Origin of the sequence: Arthrobacter sp. CAU 1506 (genome assembly GCF_005047635.1) — a bacterium.
Taxonomy (GTDB): Bacteria; Actinomycetota; Actinomycetes; order Actinomycetales; family Micrococcaceae; genus Crystallibacter.
In genome coordinates this window covers 204,925-224,738 of sequence record NZ_SUKC01000002.1, presented here as the reverse complement: position 1 = coordinate 224,738, position 19,814 = coordinate 204,925, and the positions used below count along the sequence as shown (strand labels likewise).

The 19,814-nt window shown below is 65.8% G+C and carries 14 protein-coding genes and 1 tRNA gene; 11 read left to right on the top strand and 4 right to left on the bottom strand.

The genetic code is table 11. From position 1 onward, the window contains the following. The first annotated feature begins 98 nt into the window (after window positions 1–98). The 3 genes from fdh to nrfD are packed head-to-tail and all read left to right on the top strand — an operon-like array spanning window position 99 to window position 5,485. Window positions 99–3,404: a formate dehydrogenase gene (gene fdh / locus E4J89_RS03690; protein WP_136784751.1), complete on the top strand. Its 3,306-nt coding sequence runs from the start codon at window positions 99–101 to the stop codon at window positions 3,402–3,404. Beyond that, the gene (locus E4J89_RS03685; protein ID WP_136784750.1) at window positions 3,405–4,406 is read left to right on the top strand and encodes a 4Fe-4S dicluster domain-containing protein; all 1,002 of its coding nucleotides are present in this window, start codon (window positions 3,405–3,407) and stop codon (window positions 4,404–4,406) included. Beyond that, window positions 4,403–5,485 (top strand): NrfD/PsrC family molybdoenzyme membrane anchor subunit, encoded by a 1,083-nt coding sequence (nrfD, locus tag E4J89_RS03680; RefSeq protein ID WP_136784749.1) that lies wholly within the window; start codon window positions 4,403–4,405, stop codon window positions 5,483–5,485. The genes E4J89_RS03685 and nrfD overlap by 4 nt, the downstream gene beginning before the upstream one ends. A 54-nt stretch (window positions 5,486–5,539) precedes the next feature. Here the strand turns inward: nrfD and selD are convergent, their stop codons facing one another. Continuing rightward, a complete protein-coding gene (gene selD, locus E4J89_RS03675) occupies window positions 5,540–6,553 on the bottom strand; it encodes a selenide, water dikinase SelD (RefSeq protein WP_136784748.1) in 1,014 nt (337 codons plus the stop codon). A 41-nt stretch (window positions 6,554–6,594) separates the two neighbouring features. Here selD and E4J89_RS03670 point away from each other — a divergent pair. The 6 genes from E4J89_RS03670 to E4J89_RS03645 all read left to right on the top strand — a co-directional run bounded on the left by E4J89_RS03670 (window position 6,595) and on the right by E4J89_RS03645 (window position 14,834). Beyond that, window positions 6,595–6,689 (top strand) — tRNA-Sec (locus E4J89_RS03670). A 35-nt stretch (window positions 6,690–6,724) separates the two neighbouring features. Next, a complete protein-coding gene (selA, locus tag E4J89_RS03665; RefSeq protein ID WP_136784747.1) occupies window positions 6,725–8,056 on the top strand; it encodes an L-seryl-tRNA(Sec) selenium transferase in 1,332 nt (443 codons plus the stop codon). A gap of 1 nt (window position 8,057) precedes the next feature. After that, the gene (gene selB, locus E4J89_RS03660; RefSeq protein ID WP_136784746.1) at window positions 8,058–9,857 is read left to right on the top strand and encodes a selenocysteine-specific translation elongation factor; all 1,800 of its coding nucleotides are present in this window, start codon (window positions 8,058–8,060) and stop codon (window positions 9,855–9,857) included. Between the two features lie 391 nt (window positions 9,858–10,248). After that, window positions 10,249–12,057 carry an ABC transporter family substrate-binding protein gene (locus E4J89_RS03655; RefSeq protein ID WP_136784745.1) on the top strand — a complete coding sequence of 603 codons (1,809 nt, stop codon included), beginning with the start codon at window positions 10,249–10,251 and terminating at the stop codon, window positions 12,055–12,057. 210 nt (window positions 12,058–12,267) lie between these two features. Continuing rightward, the gene (locus E4J89_RS03650) at window positions 12,268–13,809 is read left to right on the top strand and encodes an ABC transporter permease (RefSeq protein WP_136784744.1); all 1,542 of its coding nucleotides are present in this window, start codon (window positions 12,268–12,270) and stop codon (window positions 13,807–13,809) included. Continuing rightward, on the top strand, window positions 13,806–14,834 hold the full coding sequence (locus E4J89_RS03645) for an ABC transporter permease (RefSeq protein WP_136784743.1): 1,029 nt from the start codon (window positions 13,806–13,808) through the stop codon (window positions 14,832–14,834). Before E4J89_RS03650 ends, E4J89_RS03645 begins: the two co-directional genes overlap by 4 nt. A 40-nt stretch (window positions 14,835–14,874) precedes the next feature. Here E4J89_RS03645 and E4J89_RS03640 read toward each other — a convergent pair whose 3' ends face one another. Continuing rightward, window positions 14,875–15,498, bottom strand: coding sequence for a PH domain-containing protein (locus E4J89_RS03640; RefSeq protein WP_136784742.1), 624 nt, complete (start codon window positions 15,496–15,498; stop codon window positions 14,875–14,877). A gap of 80 nt (window positions 15,499–15,578) precedes the next feature. Here E4J89_RS03640 and E4J89_RS03635 point away from each other — a divergent pair, with 80 nt between their 5' ends. Together E4J89_RS03635 and E4J89_RS03630 are read left to right on the top strand one after the other, a co-directional pair. Continuing rightward, entirely contained in the window at window positions 15,579–17,399 is a 1,821-nt protein-coding gene (locus E4J89_RS03635; RefSeq protein WP_136784741.1) for an ABC transporter ATP-binding protein, read from the top strand. A 133-nt stretch (window positions 17,400–17,532) separates the two neighbouring features. After that, window positions 17,533–18,069 carry a hypothetical protein gene (locus E4J89_RS03630; protein WP_136784740.1) on the top strand — a complete coding sequence of 179 codons (537 nt, stop codon included), beginning with the start codon at window positions 17,533–17,535 and terminating at the stop codon, window positions 18,067–18,069. Here E4J89_RS03630 and E4J89_RS19530 read toward each other — a convergent pair. Both E4J89_RS19530 and E4J89_RS03625 read right to left on the bottom strand, forming a co-directional pair. Further along, window positions 18,066–18,386, bottom strand: a complete 321-nt coding sequence (locus E4J89_RS19530; RefSeq protein ID WP_205754392.1) for a hypothetical protein — start codon at window positions 18,384–18,386, stop codon at window positions 18,066–18,068. The two genes, E4J89_RS03630 and E4J89_RS19530, sit on opposite strands and share 4 nt — an antisense overlap. Before the next feature lie 11 nt (window positions 18,387–18,397). Next, the gene (locus E4J89_RS03625; protein ID WP_205754391.1) at window positions 18,398–19,399 is read right to left on the bottom strand and encodes an APC family permease; all 1,002 of its coding nucleotides are present in this window, start codon (window positions 19,397–19,399) and stop codon (window positions 18,398–18,400) included. Window positions 19,400–19,814: the final 415 nt, after the last annotated feature.

The following is a 19,814-nucleotide window of genomic DNA, read 5'->3' as shown; positions in this document are numbered from 1 at the left end:
GATAAGCCTGCGGTTCGGCGGACGGGACTTTGAGGGCTGCCCGCTAAGGCGCCGTAGCGCCCCTGTTGCCCGTGCATTGTTTGGGTTAGGGTGGGCGCATGTCGCGGTTCAGCTATCTGGAGTGGCCGGTTGTACGGCAGTTCCGGACGAGTGATTCTCTCGGGCGGGGCGGGGCCGTCACCTCGCCCCGAACCCGCGATATTGCTCCGCGAACGTCCACCGCGGACCGGGTGGTGCAAAGCGTGTGCCCCTATTGCGCAGTGGGATGCGGCCAGCGAGTTTTCGTCAAGGATGAGAAGGTCGTCCAGATCGAAGGCGACCCGGATTCGCCGATTTCCCGGGGTCGGCTCTGCCCCAAGGGGTCAGCGAGCGAGCAGCTGGTCAATGCGCCGAGCCGGGAGACGCAGGTGCTGTATCGGGCACCCCATGCCAAGGACTGGCAGCATCTGGACCTGGACACCGCCGTCGAGATGGTGGCCGAGAGGTTCCTCGAAGCGCGCCGGAACAATTGGCAGCAAAACGATGAGCACGGTCGTCCGCTCCGGCGGACCATGGGCATCGCGGGGTTGGGCGGGGCCACGCTGGACAATGAAGAGAACTATCTGATCAAAAAACTCTTCACCGCAGCGGGCGCCATCCAACTGGAAAACCAAGCACGCATTTGACACTCCGCCACGGTTCCCAGTTTGGGTACCTCCTTTGGACGCGGCGGAGCGACGCAATCGCTTCAGGACATGGCCAATGCTGACTGCATTGTGATTCAGGGTTCAAACATGGCCGAGTGCCATCCCGTCGGTTACCAGTGGGTGACGGAGGCCAAGGCACGTGGCGCGAAGGTCATCCATGTGGATCCGCGATTCACCCGCACCAGCGCGGTGGCCGACAAGCACGTCCCGATCCGCGCCGGTTCGGACATCGTGCTTCTGGGTGCCCTGATCAACCATGTGATCAGCAACGATCTGTGGTTCAGGGAATATGTCCTTGCCTATACGAACGCGGCAACGCTGGTGAACGAAGAGTTCCGTGACACCGAAGATCTGGACGGGTTGTTCTCCGGATTTGAGCCAGAAACGGGCCACTACAATCTGGCGTCCTGGGCTTATGAGCGGAAGTCAGAGACAGAAGAGTCGGCAGAACACGGACACGAACACGGCGCCGATACCGCCGCCCGGGCCGCCGGGGATCAGTATGGCAGCGGCGGTCCGCCGATGGGGCGCCCTGAGTTTGTGCAGGACCCGACCCTCGAGCACCCGCGGACAGTGTTCCAGATCCTGAAGCGCCACTACTCGCGCTACACCCCGGAAATGGTCCGGGATGCCTGCGGCATCTCGCTGGCGGATTTTGACTACCTGGCGCGGGCCGTCACAGAGAACTCCGGCCGCGACCGGACCACCTGCTTTGCATATGCCGTCGGCTGGACCCAGCACACCGTGGGTGCGCAGTTCATCCGGACCGCGGCGATCCTGCAGCTTTTGCTGGGCAACGTGGGGCGGCCTGGCGGCGGCATCATGGCGCTGCGCGGCCATGCCAGCATCCAGGGCTCCACCGACATCCCCACGCTGTTCAACCTGTTGCCCGGATACCTCCCCATGCCGAAGGCCGGCATTGAGACGCTGAGCGAATACTGCGACGGCATCGCGTCCAAGGAGCAGAAGGGCTTCTGGGCAGACGCGGACGCCTACACCATCAGCTTGCTCAAAGCCTGGTGGGGCGACGCCGCCAACGAAGACTCGGACTGGGCCTACGGGTACCTGCCCCGGATTGACGGTCCGCACGGTACCTACCAAACGGTCATGAACATGCTTGCCGATGAGGTAGACGGCTACTTCATCTTTGGCCAGAACCCGGCCATCGGTTCCGCCAATGGCCGGATGCAGCGCCTTGGTATGTCCCATCTGAAGTGGCTGGTGGTACGCGATCTCAACCTCATTGAGTCGGCCACATGGTGGAAGGACGGTCCGGAGATCGCTTCGGGCGAGCTGCGCACCGAGGACATCGGTACCGAGGTCTTCTTCTTGCCGGCGGCGACCCATGTGGAAAAGGCAGGCTCCTTCACACAGACCCAGCGACTGCTGCAATGGCGGCACCAGGCTGTCCGGCCGCCGGGCGACTGCCAGAGCGAACTGCAGTTCTTCTATGAGCTGGGCAAGCGCATCCGGGCCAAGCTTGCGGACTCGACCGATGAACGGGACCGGCCGCTGCTGGATTTGACCTGGGACTATCCCACCGATGAAAATGGCGAGCCTGACGGCGAGGCAGTGCTGGCTGAAATCAACGGCCGCCACCTCAGTGGCCCCAAGGCCGGCCAGCCTCTCTCGTCGTACACCGAGATGCGGCCCGACGGCTCGACGGATGGCGGATGCTGGATCTATACCGGCGTGTACGCGGACGGCATTAACCACGCCGCGGACCGAAAGCCCGGCCAGGAACAAGGGCCAGTCGCCGCCGAATGGGGCTGGGCCTGGCCTGCCAATCGCCGCATTCTCTACAACCGCGCCTCCGCGGACCCCGAGGGAAAGCCGTGGAGCGAACGCAAGAAGTACATCTGGTGGGACCAGGAGCAAAACCGGTGGACGGGGGAGGACGTCCCCGACTTCCCGGTAGATCGCGCTCCGGGAAGCCGCCCCGATATATCCCTCGGCGGCGCGGCCGCGCTGGCCGGGGACGACCCCTTCATCATGCAAGCCGACGGCAAAGGATGGCTGTTCGCGCCGAAAGGCATGGTGGACGGTCCGCTGCCGACCCACTATGAGCCGCAGGAGTCCCCGGTGGCCAACCCGCTCTACCGGCAGCAGCAGAACCCGGCCCGGCTGATCTATCCGCGCGAAGACAACCTCAGCGCACCCAGTGCGGGCACACCCGGGGTGGACATCTACCCGTACGTCTTCACGACATACCGGTTGACCGAACACCACACAGCCGGCGGCATGAGCCGATGGCTGCCGTACCTCTCCGAGCTGCAGCCGGAGATGTTCTGCGAAGTATCCCCGGAACTGGCGGCCGAACGCGGATTGGAACCCTACGGCTGGGCAACCATCATCTCGCCACGGGCCGCCATCGAGGCCAAGGTACTCGTCACCGACCGGGTGAGGCCGTTGGTGGTCGGAGGGCGAACGATGCACCAGATCGGGCTGCCCTACCATTGGGGAGTCGGCGGTGACGCCGTCGTCAGCGGCGATGCGGCCAACGATCTGCTCGGAGTGACACTTGACCCGAACGTGCAGATCCAGGAATCCAAAGTCGGATCGTGCGACATCATCCCGGGTCGTCGGCCGCAGGGGCCCGAACTCCTGTCCTTGGTGGCCGACTATCGGGCCCGCGCCGGGGTGACGCCCGAGACCGGCAGCGACAAGGTCACCGGCCCCAACCGAGGGTCGGGCGACGACGCGACGAGGGAAGGCTAAATGAACAAGCTGACCGAAGCCCCCGGACACATCCCGCACACGGGACACCCTCGAAAGGGCTTTTTCACCGATACGTCGATCTGCATCGGGTGCAAAGCCTGCGAAGTGGCCTGCAAGGAATGGAACCGCAATCCCCACGACTCGGAGTTCGAGCTGCTGGAGTCCTCTTACGACAACACCGGCTCGTTGGGAGCCGACACCTGGCGGCATGTTGCCTTCATTGAGCAGGACCGTGAGCATATCGACAAGGCACGCGAATCCGGTCGGGCGCTGGTCAGCCTCGGCATGCCCGGCATCGGACCGCCGGGCGCCCCCGCCGCCGCTGCGGGCACTTCACCCGACGTGGACACGACGCCGCCGAACACGCCCGATTTCCGGTGGCTGATGTCTTCGGATGTATGCAAGCACTGCACCAATGCCGGGTGCCTCGACGTCTGCCCGACCGGTGCCCTGTTCCGGACCGAACACGGCACGGTTGTGGTGCAGGACGATGTCTGTAATGGCTGCGGAACCTGCGTCGCAGGCTGCCCGTTCGGAGTGATCGAGCGGCGCAGCGATGGCACGGCCGGAGTGAAGGGACAGCGCGATTTCACGCCGGGGGAGCAGGCACCGACCCGCAACGTAGGCGTCGCGCAGAAATGCACGCTGTGCTATGACCGGATGGTTGATGGCCAGACTCCCGCCTGTGCCCAGGCCTGCCCGACGACGTCGATCAAGTACGGTGAGCGCGAGCAGATGGTGAGCACCGCGAAAGAGCGCGTTGCCGAACTGCACGCGCAGGGGCTGACCGAGGCGCGCCTCTACGGGGCCAACGACGCGGACGGCGTGGGGGGCACCGGTTCGGTCTTCCTGCTGCTGGATGAACCGGAGGTGTACGGTCTGCCGCCGGATCCGCGCGTGCCCACCGCCGACCTTCCACGAATGTTCAAACGGGCCGGCCTCGCCGCTGCCGGCATGCTGGCCGCGGCCGCTGCGGCCTTTCTGGCGGGAGGCCGCCCTTGACCGTCTCCGACTTCGACAACTACCGGCCGCCCGAACCGCCTCGCCGCTCCAAGCGCGGAGGCAAACGGAGGCGCGCCGGGGCGGGGCAGGGCCCGGGCGAAACGCCGATGGTGCCGGAGGCGGAGTTCACTTCCTACTACGGCCGGCCGGTGGTCAAACCACCGCCGTGGGGCGACCCGATCAGTGCCTACCTCTTTTTGGGTGGCGTGGCGGGCGGCTCCGCGTTGCTTGGACTCGGCGGACAGCTCACGGGCAGGCCGGAGCTGTGCCGGAACAGCAGGCTTGCAGCCCTTGCATCGGTAGGAATTGGTGCTGCGGCGCTGGTTGCCGATCTGGGCCGGCCGGAGCGTTTCCTCAATATGCTGCGGACCATCAAACCCACATCACCGATGAGTTTAGGCTCCTGGATCCTGACGGCGTTCAGCGCCGGCGTCGGCATCTCCGCAGCTTCCGAGATCGACCGCATGACCGGATCACGGCTCCCGCTGGGGCCGCTGCGCAAAGTGCTGCGCACGATCGAGGGGCCTGCGGGCGTCGAGGCAGCATTGTTCGCCACCCCGCTCTCCGCCTACACCGCGGTGTTGTTGTCGGATACTGCCAACCCGACGTGGAACGCAGCGCGCGAAGACCTGCCCTTCGTCTTCGTCAGTTCTGCCAGCCTTGCCGCAGCCGGTCTGGCGATGATCACCACACCGGTCCAGCAAGCAGGCCCGGCCCGGGTACTGGCGGTCCTGGGCGTTGCCGGCGATCTGATCGCCACCCGGGCCATGGAACAACGGATGGACCCGGTCGCGGCCGAACCTCTCCGCGAGGGTGCGCCCGGACGCATGCTCGCGTGGAGCCAGTGGCTGGCTGCCGCCGGCGGCATCGGAGTCATGGCCGGCGGCAGGCACCGGCCGGTGGCGGCGGCCTGCGGCGTGGCCCTGCTGACGGCCTCGGCACTGACCCGGTTCGGAGTTCTGCGGGCCGGCATCCGCTCGACCGAAGACCCCCGGTACACGATCGAGCCGCAGAAGCGACGGCTCGCGGCCCGGCGGAAGGCCGGCATCGTCGACGATTCGATCACGACCCCCGGCTAGGCCGGACCAGGACCGCCGGCTGGGCTGGACCGGGACCCGAATCAGCCGGGAGCGTCAGCGCACCTCGATCCCGGAGCCCGCCACGATCTCTCCCACGACGGGGTGCCCCGGCAGCTCTCCAACCACGAGCAGCCCGCCCGAGGTCTGCGCATCTGCCAGCACCAGCAGATCGTCCTCGGTAATGCCTGCTCCCGTCCGCACATGCGGTCGCACCCATTCAAGGTTGCGCCGGGTGCCGCCGGAGATGTAGCCATCCCGGAGCGCCTCCCGTGCACCGCCGACGAGGGGAACCGCAGCGCGGTCGATCACCGCTCCCACCCCGGACGCGCGGCACATCTTGTAGAGGTGGCCCAGCAAACCGAAACCGGTAACGTCGGTTGCCGCGCGGACGCCACTGCGCAGGGCCGCGTCGGCTGCCTCCCGGTTCAGCTGAGTCATCACGGCGATCGCCTCGTCGAAGACCTCCCCGGTCTGCTTATGCCGGTTGTTGAGCAGGCCCAGGCCAATCGGCTTGGTCAGCGTGATCGGCAGTCCGGCCCGGGCTGCGTCATTGCGCATCAATCGTCCTGGCGCGGCGATTCCGGTCACTGCCATCCCGTACTTCGGTTCCGGGTCGTCCACCGAGTGGCCGCCGGTCACCGGGCATGCGGCCTGGGCAGCCACATCCAGCCCACCGCGCAGCACTTCGGTCAGCAGCTCCATCGGCAGCACGCCGCGGGGCCAACCGACCAGGTTGATCGCGCTGATCGGCCGCCCGCCCATGGCATAAATGTCGGAGAGAGCGTTCGCTGCCGCAATCCGGCCCCAGTCATACGCATCGTCCACTACCGGAGTGAAGAAGTCCGCGGTCGAGAGCACCGCGAGATCCTCACCTACTTGGACGGCTGACGCATCGTCGCCGTCGTCGAGCCCGACCAGGACGCCGGGGTCGGTCTGGCCGGTCAAGCCGCGGACAACGTCCTCGAGCTCGCCCGGCGGAATCTTGCAGGCGCAGCCTCCGCCGTGCGCGTAGGTGGTGAGCCGGACGGCTTCCGCGGGTTCTTCCAGTACGCCGGTGATCGCGTTCATGGGTCCAGCATAGGAACGAAAGGCGGTGTTAGCATGCTCGTGGAGGCGTCCGGGTCCTGGTGGGCCCCCCGGTCTTCAAAACCGGTGAGACCGAGTACCTCGGTCTGGCGGGTTCGATTCCCGTCCGCTTCCGCCACCAAGCAGCTCCCATGACGCGCCGAAGGAGGGGCAGTGGGCCAGGACGACCCGCGCCGGCATATTCCGCGCACCGACCAGCTGCTGGCGCATCCAGGGCTTCGCCACGCACGCGGCCGGCTCGGCGACGACGTGATCCGTTCCACCGTCCGGGACGTGCAGGAACAGGCCCGCCGCGGCGATCTAGCCCCGGGCGACGTCGAGGCGAGCGTCCTGGCCGCGCTAGCGTCCCGCACAGCCTCCTCGCTGCGGCCCGTCCTCAATGCCACGGGCGTGATCGTCCATACGAACCTGGGACGCGCCCCGCTCTCCGGTTCCGCCCGTGAGGCGTTGCTCGACGCGGCGGGCTATGTTGACGTGGAAATGGACTTGCCCACCGGCGCGCGGTCCCGGCGCGGAGCGGGTGCGCGACGAGCCCTGCTGGCCGCCTGTCCGGCCGCCGAAGAAGCCCTCGTGGTGAACAACGGCGCCGCGGCCCTGGTGCTGGCCACCACCGCGCTCGCCGGCACCGGCGAAGTCGTGATCAGCCGCGGTGAGCTCGTGGAGATCGGCGCCGGTTTCAGGCTGCCGGAGCTGATCGAATCCACCGGTGCCCGCTTGCGCGAAGTAGGGACCACCAACCGGACGCACCTGGCCGATTATGCTGCGGCCATCGGCACGGAGACCGGTTGCCTGCTCAAGGTCCACCCCAGCAATTTCCGGGTCAGCGGCTTTACCTCCGGCGTCGGGATCGGCGAACTGCGCTCCCTGGCCGACGAACATCAGGTGCCGCTGGTTGTGGATCTCGGCAGCGGCCTGCTGGCGCCGGACCCGACGCTGCCAGGGGAACCGGACATTACCGGTGCGCTGGCCGCCGGCGCCGACGTCGTCATCGCCAGCGGGGACAAACTCCTGGGCGGCCCGCAAGCAGGACTGGTCTTGGGCCGCGCCGACGCGATGGCCCGCCTGGCCCGCCATCCGCTGGCGCGGGCGGTGCGGGCGGACAAACTGACACTGGCCGCGTTGGAAGCGACCGTCGTCGGCGGGCAGACACCTGTGGCGGCCGCCCTTCACTCCGACCCGGTTCGGCTGCGCGAGCGCACCGAACGCTTGGCGGCTGCCACCGGGGGCCGGATGGTCGAGCACGACGGACGGGTCGGCGGCGGGGGAGCGCCCGGGGTTCCGCTGCCGGGGTGGGCAGTCCAGCTGCCCGAACCGGCCGCCCGGCGGCTGCGCACCGGCGACCCGGTTGTACTGCCGCGGGTCCACGGCGGTGCCTGCCTTGTTGACCTGCGCTGCGTGCCCGAGGCCGACGACGAACGGCTGGCTGCCGCGGTGCGCTCGGCACTTGCGCAGCTCAATGACCGGCCGAGCGGCGAAGGCTCCTGAGATGTTCGTGGTGGCCACCGCCGGGCACGTGGACCACGGGAAAAGTACCCTTGTCCGCGCACTGACCGGAATGGAGCCCGACCGCTGGGCTGAAGAGAGGCGCCGGGGACTGACCATCGACCTGGGGTTCGCCTGGACGCGGCTGCCGTCGGGCAGGGATGTCGCCTTCGTGGATGTGCCCGGCCACGAACGTTTTCTCGGAAATATGCTGGCCGGGCTCGGGCCCGTCCCGGTGGTGTGTTTCGTCGTCGCCGCCGACGAGGGCTGGCAGGCACAATCCAGCGACCACCGCGACGCCATCGCCGCGCTTGGCATCAAGCACGGGGTGGTGGTGCTGACCCGCAGCGACCGCGCACCGGAACGGGCCGAGGAGGTTCTGGCGCAGGTACGGGCCGAGCTGGCGGGCACCGGCCTGCATGATGCCCCGGCAGTCACGGTGTCCGCGCTTGCCGGAACCGGGCTCGATGACCTGCGCCGCGTACTGGACAGGACAATGGATGCGGTGCCGCCTCCCAATCCCGCGGCCCGGGTGCGCTTGTGGATCGACCGTTCCTTCAGCATCAGTGGTGCGGGCACGGTGGTCACCGGGACCCTGACGGCGGGCACCCTGACGCAGGAGGACCGGCTGCGGATGTACGGCCATGGCGACGTCAGGACGGTGTCGGTCCGGGCCCTGCACAGTCAAAACCATGCGGTGACCTCGCTCGGTCCAACCAACCGGGTGGCCGTCAACCTGCGCTCGGGTGTGCCCGCTGATGCAGTGCACCGCGGAGACGTGCTGCTGTCCGAGGGCAGTTGGCCGGTGGTGGACACGATCGACGTCCGCCGGACCATGGGCACGCCGTTCGGCGACGTTCCGCGTGAGCTGATCGCCCATATTGGCACCGCCGCCGTTTCATGTCGGCTGCGTTCCTTCGACGGCGACCACGCGCGGCTCTCGCTCGACCGGCAACTGCCGCTTGAGCTCGGGGACCGGCTGGTGCTTCGGACAACGGGCAGCCGGTCGGTGTTGGCGGGGGTACAAGTCCTTGACGTCGACCCGCCGGCCCTGAAACGCCGCGGGGACAGCACCAAGCGGGCGCAAAGCCTTGCAGCCATGTGCCCCGAGGGCGACGCGCTGACCGAAGTTGCCCGCCGTGGCGCGGTCCGCGTGGGCCAGTTGCGGCGCATGGGGGTCGCTTCCCTCGGCAAGGTCCCCGACCAGGCTCTGGCATTCGGCGACTGGTGGGTGCACCGGCCGGTCTTCGATACCTGGCAGCGGCGGCTGCGGGACTCGGTCCAGGAGCTCGCCACGAAGGACCCGCTGTCGGCGGGCCTGTCCCGGGGTGCTGCCCGGGAGCTGCTGGGGCCCGAAGGCGACGCTTTGCTGGACGCGGTGGTGCGAGAGGCGGGGCTGGAGTACGACGGCGGATTCATCCGCCTTCCGGGAACGCGCAACGACCTGGGCCCCGCAGAGGCGGCTGTGAGCGAGGTGGAGCGCGGGCTGAGAGCCGAACCTTTCGCCGCGCCGGAGGCTTATGACCTGAAGAGTCTCGGGCTGGGGGACCGCGAGCTGGCCGCCGCCGAGCGAAGCGGGCGCCTGCTGCGTCTGGCCGGTGGGGTGGTCCTGCTTCCGCAAGCACCGGCGATGGCGATGCGCGAATTGGCCTGCCTGCCGCAGCCCTTCACCACCAGTGAGGCCCGCCAGACGTTGGCCACTACCAGGCGGGTAGCTGTCCCGCTGCTGGAACACCTGGACGCGCTGGGATGGACCCGGCGGCTCGACTCGGGCCACCGCGCCGTCGTCGGTACGGTCAAATAAGCCGCGCGGAGCGATCCAACGGGGTCAGTTTCAGGTGAAGTTCAGTTAGCAGCCGATAACTAAAGTTTGTCTCAGGCAACCGTATTTCCGGCTCCAGTCCCCAGGGTGGTTCGCGGCGTGCCCCGTGTTTCCGGGGTATTTCCGTTGTAGCGTTGCCGTGACGGCCTTGTTTCCAACGGAGACGGGCCGTGGCATTAAGGTTGCATCTCGGTAACAACCGGATCTGAAGCGAAGTTTTTATACCCAAGTCGCGAGGTTCCGGTTTACGCTCTTATGCGTGTGAGACATGCCACGTTCGGCGGGAAGCTCGTTGAACTTCAGGCGACGGGGTGTATGTCCGTCCTCGGCAGCACTGCCGGGGGCCTTTCAAAGACAGAAACAAGGAGGCGGAATGCGTTTCGGACGTACTTCCAAAGCTATCGGTGTCGCGGCTGTTGCAGCCCTGGCCCTGAGCGCCTGCGCGACTTCGGGCGGCGGAGATTCTTCCCCCGAAGGCTCGGGCGAGTCCACCGCGGCCGGAGCCGGCGGATCGATCAGCGTCGCTGAGACCAACGCTTTTAGCTCATTCAACTCGGATTCCGCCACGGGCAACGTCGACATCAACGGCAAAATCGCCTACATGACGCATGGCGGTTTCTACTACGTTGACAACCAGCTCAATGTGGTCCGGAACGAAGAGTTCGGAACGTACGAGAAGGTCTCGGATGACCCGCTCGTGGTGAAGTACACCGTGAATGAAGGCGCGAAGTGGTCCGACGGCAACCCGGTTGACGCCGGAGACCTGCTGCTGAACTGGCTCGTCGAATCGGGCTACGCCAACGATGCCAAGACGGACGAGGAAGGCAACGTCACCAGCGGAACGAGCTACTTCGACTTCGCCGGTGATACCAGCGGGCTGGGCCTGACTGAGATGCCCGAGGTTGGCGACGATGGCCGTTCGATCACGCTGACGTACGCCGAGCCGTTCGCTGACTGGGAGATCGCCTTCGGCGGCCTCAACGATGGCGGCATCGGCCTGCCGGCCCACGTGCTGGCCGAAAAGGCCGGCCTGGCCGACGAGCAGGCACTCGTCGACCTCATCCAGGGCCTGAAGCGCGGCAACGCCGATGAACCGGCCAAGGAGAACAAGGACCTGAAGGCCGTCGCGGACTTCTGGAACACGGGCTTCGACACGAAGTCGCTGCCGACCGATGAGTCCCTGTACCTCTCCAGCGGGCCCTTCGTCGTAGATTCGATCACTCCGGACCAGTCGATCACGCTGGTGCGCAACGAGTCCTACACCTTCGGGCCGCAGCCGGCCGTTGATGAAGTGACCATCCGCTTCATCGGTGCCGCACCGGACCAGGTCAGCGCCCTGAAGAACGGCGAGGTGGACATCATCGCCCCGCAGCCGTCGGCTGACACCGTCGAACTGCTGCAGGGCATCCCCGGCGTCACCGTTGACGTCGAGGATCAGCTTGCCTACGACCACATCGACCTGAACTACACCGGTGTGTTCAAGGATGCCAACGTCCGCGAGGCCTTCATGAAGGTCATTCCGCGCCAGGCGATCGTTGACCGGATCGTGAAGCCGCTCAAGGAGGACGCTGCACCGCTGGATTCGCAGTTCTTCGTCCCGGCCCAGGAAGCCTACGAGGCATCCGCGGCCAGCAACGGCTCCGGGAACTACAAGGAAGCGGACGTCGATGGCGCCAAGGAGCTTCTCGCCGGCGCTACTCCGGAAGTCCGGATCATGTACAACAAGGACAACCCGAACCGTGCAGACGCCTACGCGCTGATCCAGGAATCCGCCGAGAAGGCCGGTTTCAAGATTGTCGACGGCGGCTTGGGCGCCTCCGACTGGGGTGCCGCACTGGGCAACGGAACCTACGACGCGACGATCTTCGGCTGGACCTCACCTGGCGTGGGTGTCTCCGGCGTTCCGCAGATCTTCAAGACCGACGCCGGTTCCAACTTCAACGGCTTCTCGGAGCCGGACGCCGACAAGCTGATGGACCAGCTGATCGTCACCACTGACTCGGCTGAACAGGACAAGCTCGTCACGCAGATCGACAAGCATGTCTGGGACTCCTTCTACGGACTCCCGCTGTTCCAGTCGGTCGGCCTTGATGCGTACAACAGCGACCGCATCGAGGGCGTGAAGTACCAGCCGAACCAGACGGGTGTCTTCTGGAACTTCTGGGAGTGGAAGGTTAAGTAAACTCCACGCCTGATCCTAGGCAAAGCATGCAAGGCGTCGGGACCCTGAACACCTCGGTCCCGACGTCTTGCAGCTTTTATGATCCATTTCCTGCCACAAGTAGTTGGGTTTTCCCAATAGTCGCCAGCGTGCGGACTGCACTACGCTCATTTGTGACACCGAGGGATCCACAAGATTTCCAGAACCACATCAGCGAGGTTGAAAAACGCTATGGTGACCTACATTGTGCGGCGGCTTTTTACTGCCGTGCTTATTCTCCTGGGTGCCTCCTTCCTAGTTTACCAATTGACAGCCTTGTCAGGTGACCCCCTCCACGACCTGCGCGAAAGCAATTCGCCGAACAAAGAGCAGCTCATTCAGCAGCGGATCGCGCTGCTCGACCTCGGCACGCCGGCACCGATCCGGTACTTCGGCTGGCTGGCCGGCGCAGCCAAGTGCGTCATTCCCTTCGCCGGACAGTGCGATTTGGGCTATGCGCTGAACGGCCAACCGGTCACCGAGGCCCTGGGCCGGGCCATGGGCATGACGATTCTGCTGGTGACTGCTTCGGCGGTGCTCGCCATCGTCATCGGCGTCTCACTTGGAATCGTGACGGCACTGCGGCAGTACAGCGGACTGGACTACGGCGTCACCTTCATGGCCTTCCTCTTCTTTTCGCTTCCGGTGTTCTGGGTCGCCGTGCTCTTGAAGGAATTCGGCGCCATCGGATTCAACAATTTCCTCCGGGATCCGCACATTCCGGTTTCATCGATTCTGATCATCGGCCTAGTCAGCGCCGCGGTGTGGTTTGTCTGTGCCAAGGGAACCTACCCGAGGAAACTGGGCATGGCGGGCATCGGCTTCCTGCTGGCCGCGGCGGTCATGTGGGGGCTGTCCGTGACCCAATGGTTCAAGACCCCGGGTCTCGGCTTGGTCGTCATCGTGATCTGCGGCGTGGGGATCGCTTTCGGCATCACGCTGCTGGCCGCGGGCCTGAAGAACCGCAGGGCGCTCTACGCGGCGCTGATCAGCGTCGGCATCGGAATTCTCGTATATTTTCCGATCCAGCCGCTCCTGGCGCAGGCCACCGGGCTGATGATCTTCTTGCTGGCGCTCGCCACCATCCTGGTTGGCCTGGCCGTCGGCTGGCTGATGGGCGGCTATGACCGCCGCCAGAGCATGAACGCCGCGGCGATGACCTCGTTCCTGGTCGGCGGATTGATCCTGCTGGACCGGTTCATGCAGGCCTGGCCGGCGTACTTCAACAACGGCAGAATCAACGGCCGGCCCATCGCCACCATCGGGTCCGAGACGCCGAACCTGCAGGGGGACTTCTGGGTCCACGGGCTGGATACCTTCACCCACCTGCTGCTGCCGACCATCGCACTGCTGCTGATCTCGCTGGCGTCCTACAGCCGCTACGCACGCTCGTCCATGCTGGAAATCATGAACATGGACTACATCCGCACGGCGAGGGCCAAGGGATTGAACGAAAGGACAGTGGTCATGCGCCACGCTTTCCGTAATGCCCTGATCCCCATTGCCACGATTGTCGCTTTCGACATCGGCGGTTTGATCGGCGGTGCCGTGATTACCGAGCGGGTGTTCGCGTTCGCCGGCATGGGCCAGCTCTTTGTCCAGTCCTTGGACCGGGTTGACCCCAACCCGGTGATGGGCGTCTTCCTGATCACCGGCATCCTGGCCTTGGTCTTCAACCTAGTCGCGGACCTGGTCTATTCCGCGCTTGATCCGCGAGTAAGGGTAAAGGCATGAGCACCACGTCAACGAAACCCGTTGCCGCAACCGACGAGAACAAGGCCGGCTTAAGCCAGGGCCAAATCGTCCGTCGGCGCTTCCTCGGCAATACCGCCGCCTTGATCAGCCTGGTGGTTTTCATCCTGATCCTGCTGATCGCCTATTCGTCGAGCGGGATGTTCGGTCTGCCGGGCTGGTGGAAGTACACGCATAATGGCGTCAATGACTTGGTCAATGGCGGCCGACCCACACTGCAACTCTTCCCGTTGGGTCTGGGCGAGCACCCGTTCGGCCAGGACAGGTTGGGCCGCGACACGTTTGCCCAAACCATGCGCGGAGTCCAGATTTCGGTGGCGGTCATGTTCCTGATCGGCCTGGTAGGCGGGGCCATCGGCGTCGTCGTCGGAGCGCTGTCCGGCTATTTCCGCGGATGGATTGAAACAGTGCTGATGCGGTTGACCGACGTCGTGATCGTCATTCCGCTGATAATCATCGCGGCCGTGATGGGCCAGGTGGCAGGTCGCGCGGTAGGCGCCGACGTCCAGCCATACTTCCTGGGCCTGTTCGTTGGCGCCGTCGTGTGGACGGGGCTGGCCCGCCTGGTGCGCGCCGAATTCCTCTCCCTGCGGGAGCGGGAATTCGTCGATGCTGCCCGGATTGCCGGCGCGTCCAACGCCCGGATCATCTTCAAGCACATCCTGCCGAACGCCGTGGGCGTCATTATCGTCTCGGTGACGCTGAGCATGTCGGCGGCGATCCTGCTGGAGACCAGCCTGTCCTACATCGGGATGGGCGTGAAGGCGCCGGACGTGTCGCTGGGATCGCTGATCAGCCAGAACCAGGAAGCGTTCCAAACCCGTCCGTGGCTGTTCTGGTGGCCGGGTCTGTTCATCGTGGCGATCTGCCTGTGCATCAACTTCATCGGCGACGGACTGCGCGACGCCTTCGACCCGCGGCAAAAGAAGTTCAATGCCAAGAAGGCCAAGGCGGCTGCGGTTTCCGCCCACCCCGCGACCGGACCCACCCAGACATCGGGCGTCTGAGATGCGTATCCCACGCCTCTGGGGCGACTCGTCGTCCGGATCAGCGGGCCAGCGTTATGGCGCTGAGGACAATCAGCGCGATTCCGGCAGCAAGCACGGCCCAATTTGGTGTCCGGCTGACCGGGACGCTGTCCGCCTCGCCGATGCTGATGCTGTCCGCGGCCAGAAGTTCCGCCCAGCGTTTCCGGATTTGGTAAGCCGCCGCTCCGGAATCGGAGTTCGTGAGATCGCCCGGGCGGATCGACTGGGCCGGGCCGTAGGTCGTCTCCGGAAGCCCTTGGACATGATCTGTGCGGGCGCGGTGGACTCCGAACATCCCGGGAGCGGGCGCGGCCCACGAGCTGTACTTCCCGCGCGGGGTAATCAGGGTCAGTGCGTACTTGGTGTCCACGGTCACCAAGGCGCTCCACGGCACGGTAATCGTCCGGACCGGGTTGCGCAGTACCACCCCGTGCTCGCCGATGACGACCACGGGGTACCAGGCCAGCCACCAGGTCACGTATGCGATGGTCAGCAGCGGCCAGGAACCGAGCAGGCTGTCCGGCCCGTGGGTCAGCACGGAGGACACCAGGCTGACTGCCACCATTGCCCAGACGACTCCGGTGAACCAAATCGCGGAGCGTGGGCGGAAGACCGTGGAGCTGGCAGCAGCAGACGTTGTCATGCCCCCATAGTTTCAGGACTGGCCACCAGTTCTCCACTAGCATCAACCAACTGCGACAGGTTGGAAGGGAAACACCAGCTATGACCGAAATCATTGATCCGACGCTGCCGGTAGGAAGCGTGGAGACGACTCGCGCTTCCGCGCCCGTCCTGGAAGTCACCAACCTCAGCGTGGACTTCGGCGTGGAGAAGGAATGGGTCCCTGCCGCGATCAACCTCACCTACGACGTCAAGGCCGGCGAGGTCCTGGCCATCGTGGGCGAATCCGGTTCCGGCAAGAGTGCCAGCTCCATGGCGCTGCTGGGCCTGCTGCCGTCAAACAGCCGCGCCACCGGGAGCGTCAAGCTCAACGGCAGGGAGATCCTGGGCCTGAGCAGCGCCAAGCTCCGGCAAGTCCGCGGCAACGACGTCGCAGTGATCTTCCAGGAGCCCATGACCGCAATGAACCCCGTGTACACCATCGGGTTCCAGATTGTGGAAACGCTGCGGCTGCACAACGCCATCTCGCCGGACGAAGCCAAGCAGCGGGCGCTGCGGATGCTGGAGCTGGTCGAGCTGCCCGACCCGGAAAAAGCCTTCCGGTCCTACCCGCACCAACTCTCCGGAGGCCAGCGACAGCGCGCCATGATCGCCCAGTCGCTGTCCTGTGACCCCAAGCTGCTGATCGCCGATGAGCCCACCACCGCGCTGGACGTCACCGTGCAGGCCGAGATCCTGGACTTGATGCGCAACCTGCGCAACAAGCTGGACAGCGCCATTGTGCTGATCACGCACGACATGGGCGTGGTGGCCGACTTGGCGGACAAGATCGCCGTGATGCGGCGCGGCCGGATCGTGGAAACCGGAACCGCGATGGAAATTTTCAACAATCCGCAGCATGAATACACGCAGGCGTTGCTGGCCGCCGTGCCGCATCTTGGCGGGGGCTCAGCCGACGACGCCGAAGTGGACATCACAGCCGCTTTGGCCTCTGCGACCGGCGCCTCGCTCAGCATCAATGAGACCGAGCTGGAACGGCGCGAACGTGAGAACGCCGAAGCCTTGGCGCAGTCGCTCCACGACGTGAACAGGGGCGAAGCCGTGCTGGAGCTGGCCAATGTGGCCATCGAATACCCCAAGCAGGGACGCGTCCCGGCCTTCCGCGCGGTGGAAGGCGCCAACCTGTCGATCTACCCCGGCCAGGTGGTTGGCCTGGTGGGGGAGTCCGGCTCGGGCAAAACCACTATCGGACGCGCCGCCGTCGGGCTGCTGCCCGTCGCCGAGGGCTCGTTGCGCGTGGTCGGGCAGGAAATCGCCGGAGCGCGGCCCAAGCAGCTGCACGCGTTGCGCCGCCAGGTGGGGATGGTGTTCCAAGACCCGTCGTCCTCGCTGAACCCCCGGCTGCCGATTGGCGAGAGCATCGGCGAACCCATGTACTTGGCCGGCGTTGCCAAGGGTGCCGCCCTGCAGCGGAGAATCGAGGCGCTGCTGGACCAGGTGGAGCTGCCGCGCGCCTACCGCAACCGCTATCCGCACGAACTTTCCGGCGGCCAGAAGCAGCGCGTGGGCATCGCCCGGGCCCTCTCGCTGGAGCCCAAGTTGATGGTGGCCGACGAGCCCACGTCCGCACTGGACGTGTCGGTCCAGGCCACGGTGCTGGAGCTGTTCCAGAATCTTCAGCAGGAACTAGGCTTCGCCTGCCTGTTCGTGACACACGACCTGGCTGTCATTGACGTGTTGGCCGACCGCATCTGCGTGATGCGGCATGGCCGGATCGTTGAGCAGGGCACCCGGGACGAGATCCTGCGCAACCCGCAGGAGCTGTATACCCAGCGGCTGCTGGCGGCAGTGCCGTTGCCCGATCCGGAGAAGCAGCGCGAACGCCGCGAGCTGCGGGCCCTGCTGCTGGCCGCCGGAGACTGAGTCCAACCTGGAATTCCGCCATCCATAGTGCTGCGCCCCCGCCCACGTTGCAGTGACGGGCAGGGGCCAGCCAACCCGGCCGGTTCGGTCAGTTGACCGCACCGGCCGGGTTTTCGTCACGTCAGGAGTGTCAGTGGTTCGCAGCATCAACATCGAGGCGATCGAAAAAGGCACCGGCATCAGCTGGTCCAAGGTCGAAGATTTCCTGACCGGCATCGACGCCGCAACGCTCAGCCACAAGGAGATTGCCCGTGCGCTGAATGAGTCCGGCCTGGCCGAAGGCTGGTGGGCGCAGTCAGCAACAGTGGCCTTCGAGCAGCAGATCGGCCGGCGCCAGCCGGGCCAGGACTGCGACGGCGAGTTCCAGACATCGGTGAGCAAGACGGTACAGGGCAGCATGGACCAGGCGCGGGACAAGTGGGTGGCCGCGGTCGGTACCGCGGAGGAGTTCTCCGGCATCGCGGTAACCCGCGGACCCGAGCTGAGCGACACAGCAAAATGGCGCTACTGGCGCTGCGGCCTGGCCGACGGCTCCCGGGTCAACGTCCACATCTACGAGAAGGCGGCAGGCAAAGCGTCTGTCGGCCTACAGCATGAGCGGCTGGAGTCGGTCGAGCAGCTCGATCACTGGCGTGCGTTCTGGAAGGCCAAGCTCGGCGAACTGGCCTAACGGGAATCCGGCTGGTCGCGCGAGGCAGAGCGTGGACTCCCGCGGTCCCGGACGCCCTTCCAGACGAGATCCAGCAGCAGCGCTGCAGCCAGAATAACCACAAAGGCGATGGCAGTCATCGGCTCGTCCACCAGCGTGGTCATCGCGAACACGACGAGTGTGCCCGCGGTCGCGACCAGCGCGACGACGAGCACAACCAAGTTCGCGTGCGTCTCCCGGTAGGACCTGAAGTGGGCGGCCGTGATCGACGAGAAGATCAGGAGTGCAACAGCACCGCCAAGCGAGGCGATGCTGTTCAAATCGAGCGCGACAATCATGAAGATCGTGATCAGGGCCCCACCAGGCCCACCGGCGCGCGCCGTCCGATCTGGCGTCCGAATGCAGGGGGAAACTGCCCGGCCGCGGCGAGGTGGCGAGTCATCCCGGCCGCCGGGTAGAGGCTCGCATTCACTGCGCCGGCCGTGGAGAACAACGCCGTAATCACCATCAGTACATAACCCGCCTGGCCCAGCGTCGGCTTGGCCGCTTCCGCCAGCGCGGTTGTGCCGTACTCGACGACCTGGTCCGGGGTGAGTGTCCCGAAAACGCCGAGCGACACCGCCACATAAATGGTGGTGGCAATCGCCACGGCGAGATAGATGGCCCGCGGGAGCTGTCGGCCGGGCCGGGGGAGATCCTTGGCCGTGAAGGTGATGACGCCGAAGCCGAGGAACGCGAAGAAGGTCAAGGCGACGCTCGAAACGATCTCGCGGAGACTGGGGTAACCGGCGGGGTTCAGCAAGGTGGGGTCCCAGTTCATGATCGTCACGATCGCAAACAGGCTGAGAATCGCCAACACGACCTTGACGATGAGCGATTGCACTCTCGCCACCGCGGTGGAGCCCACGACGTTGAGCAACGTCATGACGACGACGAGTCCGACCGCGAAGACGATGGCCCAGCCGCGGTCATCATCCGCCACGACGGCGCTCGCGTATCCTCCGAATGATGTGGCGACCATCGCCGCGACGATTGCGCCGGTCATATAGAACAGCCACGACACGATGCCGGTGATGTGGCCCTCGCCAAACCCCTTCGCCAAATAGGTGAGCATCCCTCCTGCGGTGGGGTAGCGGGAACCGAGCTTGGCGAAGGAGTACCCCTGCAGCGCACAGATCGCGCCGGCAATGAGGAACGAGAGCCATACAGCCGAGCCCGCCACCGCACCGGCGGCGCTGAGCAGCGCGAAAATCCCCGCACCGACCATGGCGCCCACACCGATAAAGGACGCCTGGAGTATCGTCATCTGCTTCTTCGGTTGATCGGCCGCCGCCTGCTCCTTGCCGTTCATGGCTGCGCCGCAGCTGTTTCCTCCGCGCGCATGGCCACTCCCTTCACCGCTGTAGCGTGCGCCTTTGCTCCCGAGCGGACTGCCTCCACTGAGTCGACCACGTGCGCCTGGTGGCGGCATCATCCACAGCGGGTGAGAAGCCCGGGCTGGCTGGCAGCTGATGAGTAGCTGGTGCGTCGCTGCACAGTCCCTAGGCGGCTCCTCGCCTGCACCGGTTCCGGCGAAGAGCCGCTAGAAACCATTCCCCTGGTCGGGGGAGGGCATCCGGGCGGGGCGGAGGAAGCCACAGGCACCCCTCCGCTGGTCTGAGCCGCTGCAGAGATCATCCTGCCCGGACGATGCCCGACGAGCCCAGGTTCTGCGACGATCCTCAGCATCAGATCGGTAACTCGACGCCACCGGTCAGAACATTGGG

What these genes read in the sequence shown, in the direction of transcription:
- E4J89_RS03685 (WP_136784750.1), top strand. Translation starts at nt 3,405, where the DNA reads ATGAACAAGCTGACCGAAGCCCCCGGACACATCCCGCACACGGGACAC.
- selD (WP_136784748.1), bottom strand. Translation starts at nt 6,553, where the DNA reads ATGAACGCGATCACCGGCGTACTGGAAGAACCCGCGGAAGCCGTCCGG.
- selB (WP_136784746.1), top strand. Translation starts at nt 8,058, where the DNA reads ATGTTCGTGGTGGCCACCGCCGGGCACGTGGACCACGGGAAAAGTACC.
- E4J89_RS03655 (WP_136784745.1), top strand. Translation starts at nt 10,249, where the DNA reads ATGCGTTTCGGACGTACTTCCAAAGCTATCGGTGTCGCGGCTGTTGCA.
- E4J89_RS03650 (WP_136784744.1), top strand. Translation starts at nt 12,268, where the DNA reads ATGGTGACCTACATTGTGCGGCGGCTTTTTACTGCCGTGCTTATTCTC.
- E4J89_RS03645 (WP_136784743.1), top strand. Translation starts at nt 13,806, where the DNA reads ATGAGCACCACGTCAACGAAACCCGTTGCCGCAACCGACGAGAACAAG.
- E4J89_RS03640 (WP_136784742.1), bottom strand. Translation starts at nt 15,498, where the DNA reads ATGACAACGTCTGCTGCTGCCAGCTCCACGGTCTTCCGCCCACGCTCC.
- E4J89_RS03635 (WP_136784741.1), top strand. Translation starts at nt 15,579, where the DNA reads ATGACCGAAATCATTGATCCGACGCTGCCGGTAGGAAGCGTGGAGACG.
- E4J89_RS19530 (WP_205754392.1), bottom strand. Translation starts at nt 18,386, where the DNA reads ATGATTGTCGCGCTCGATTTGAACAGCATCGCCTCGCTTGGCGGTGCT.
- E4J89_RS03625 (WP_205754391.1), bottom strand. Translation starts at nt 19,399, where the DNA reads ATGAACGGCAAGGAGCAGGCGGCGGCCGATCAACCGAAGAAGCAGATG.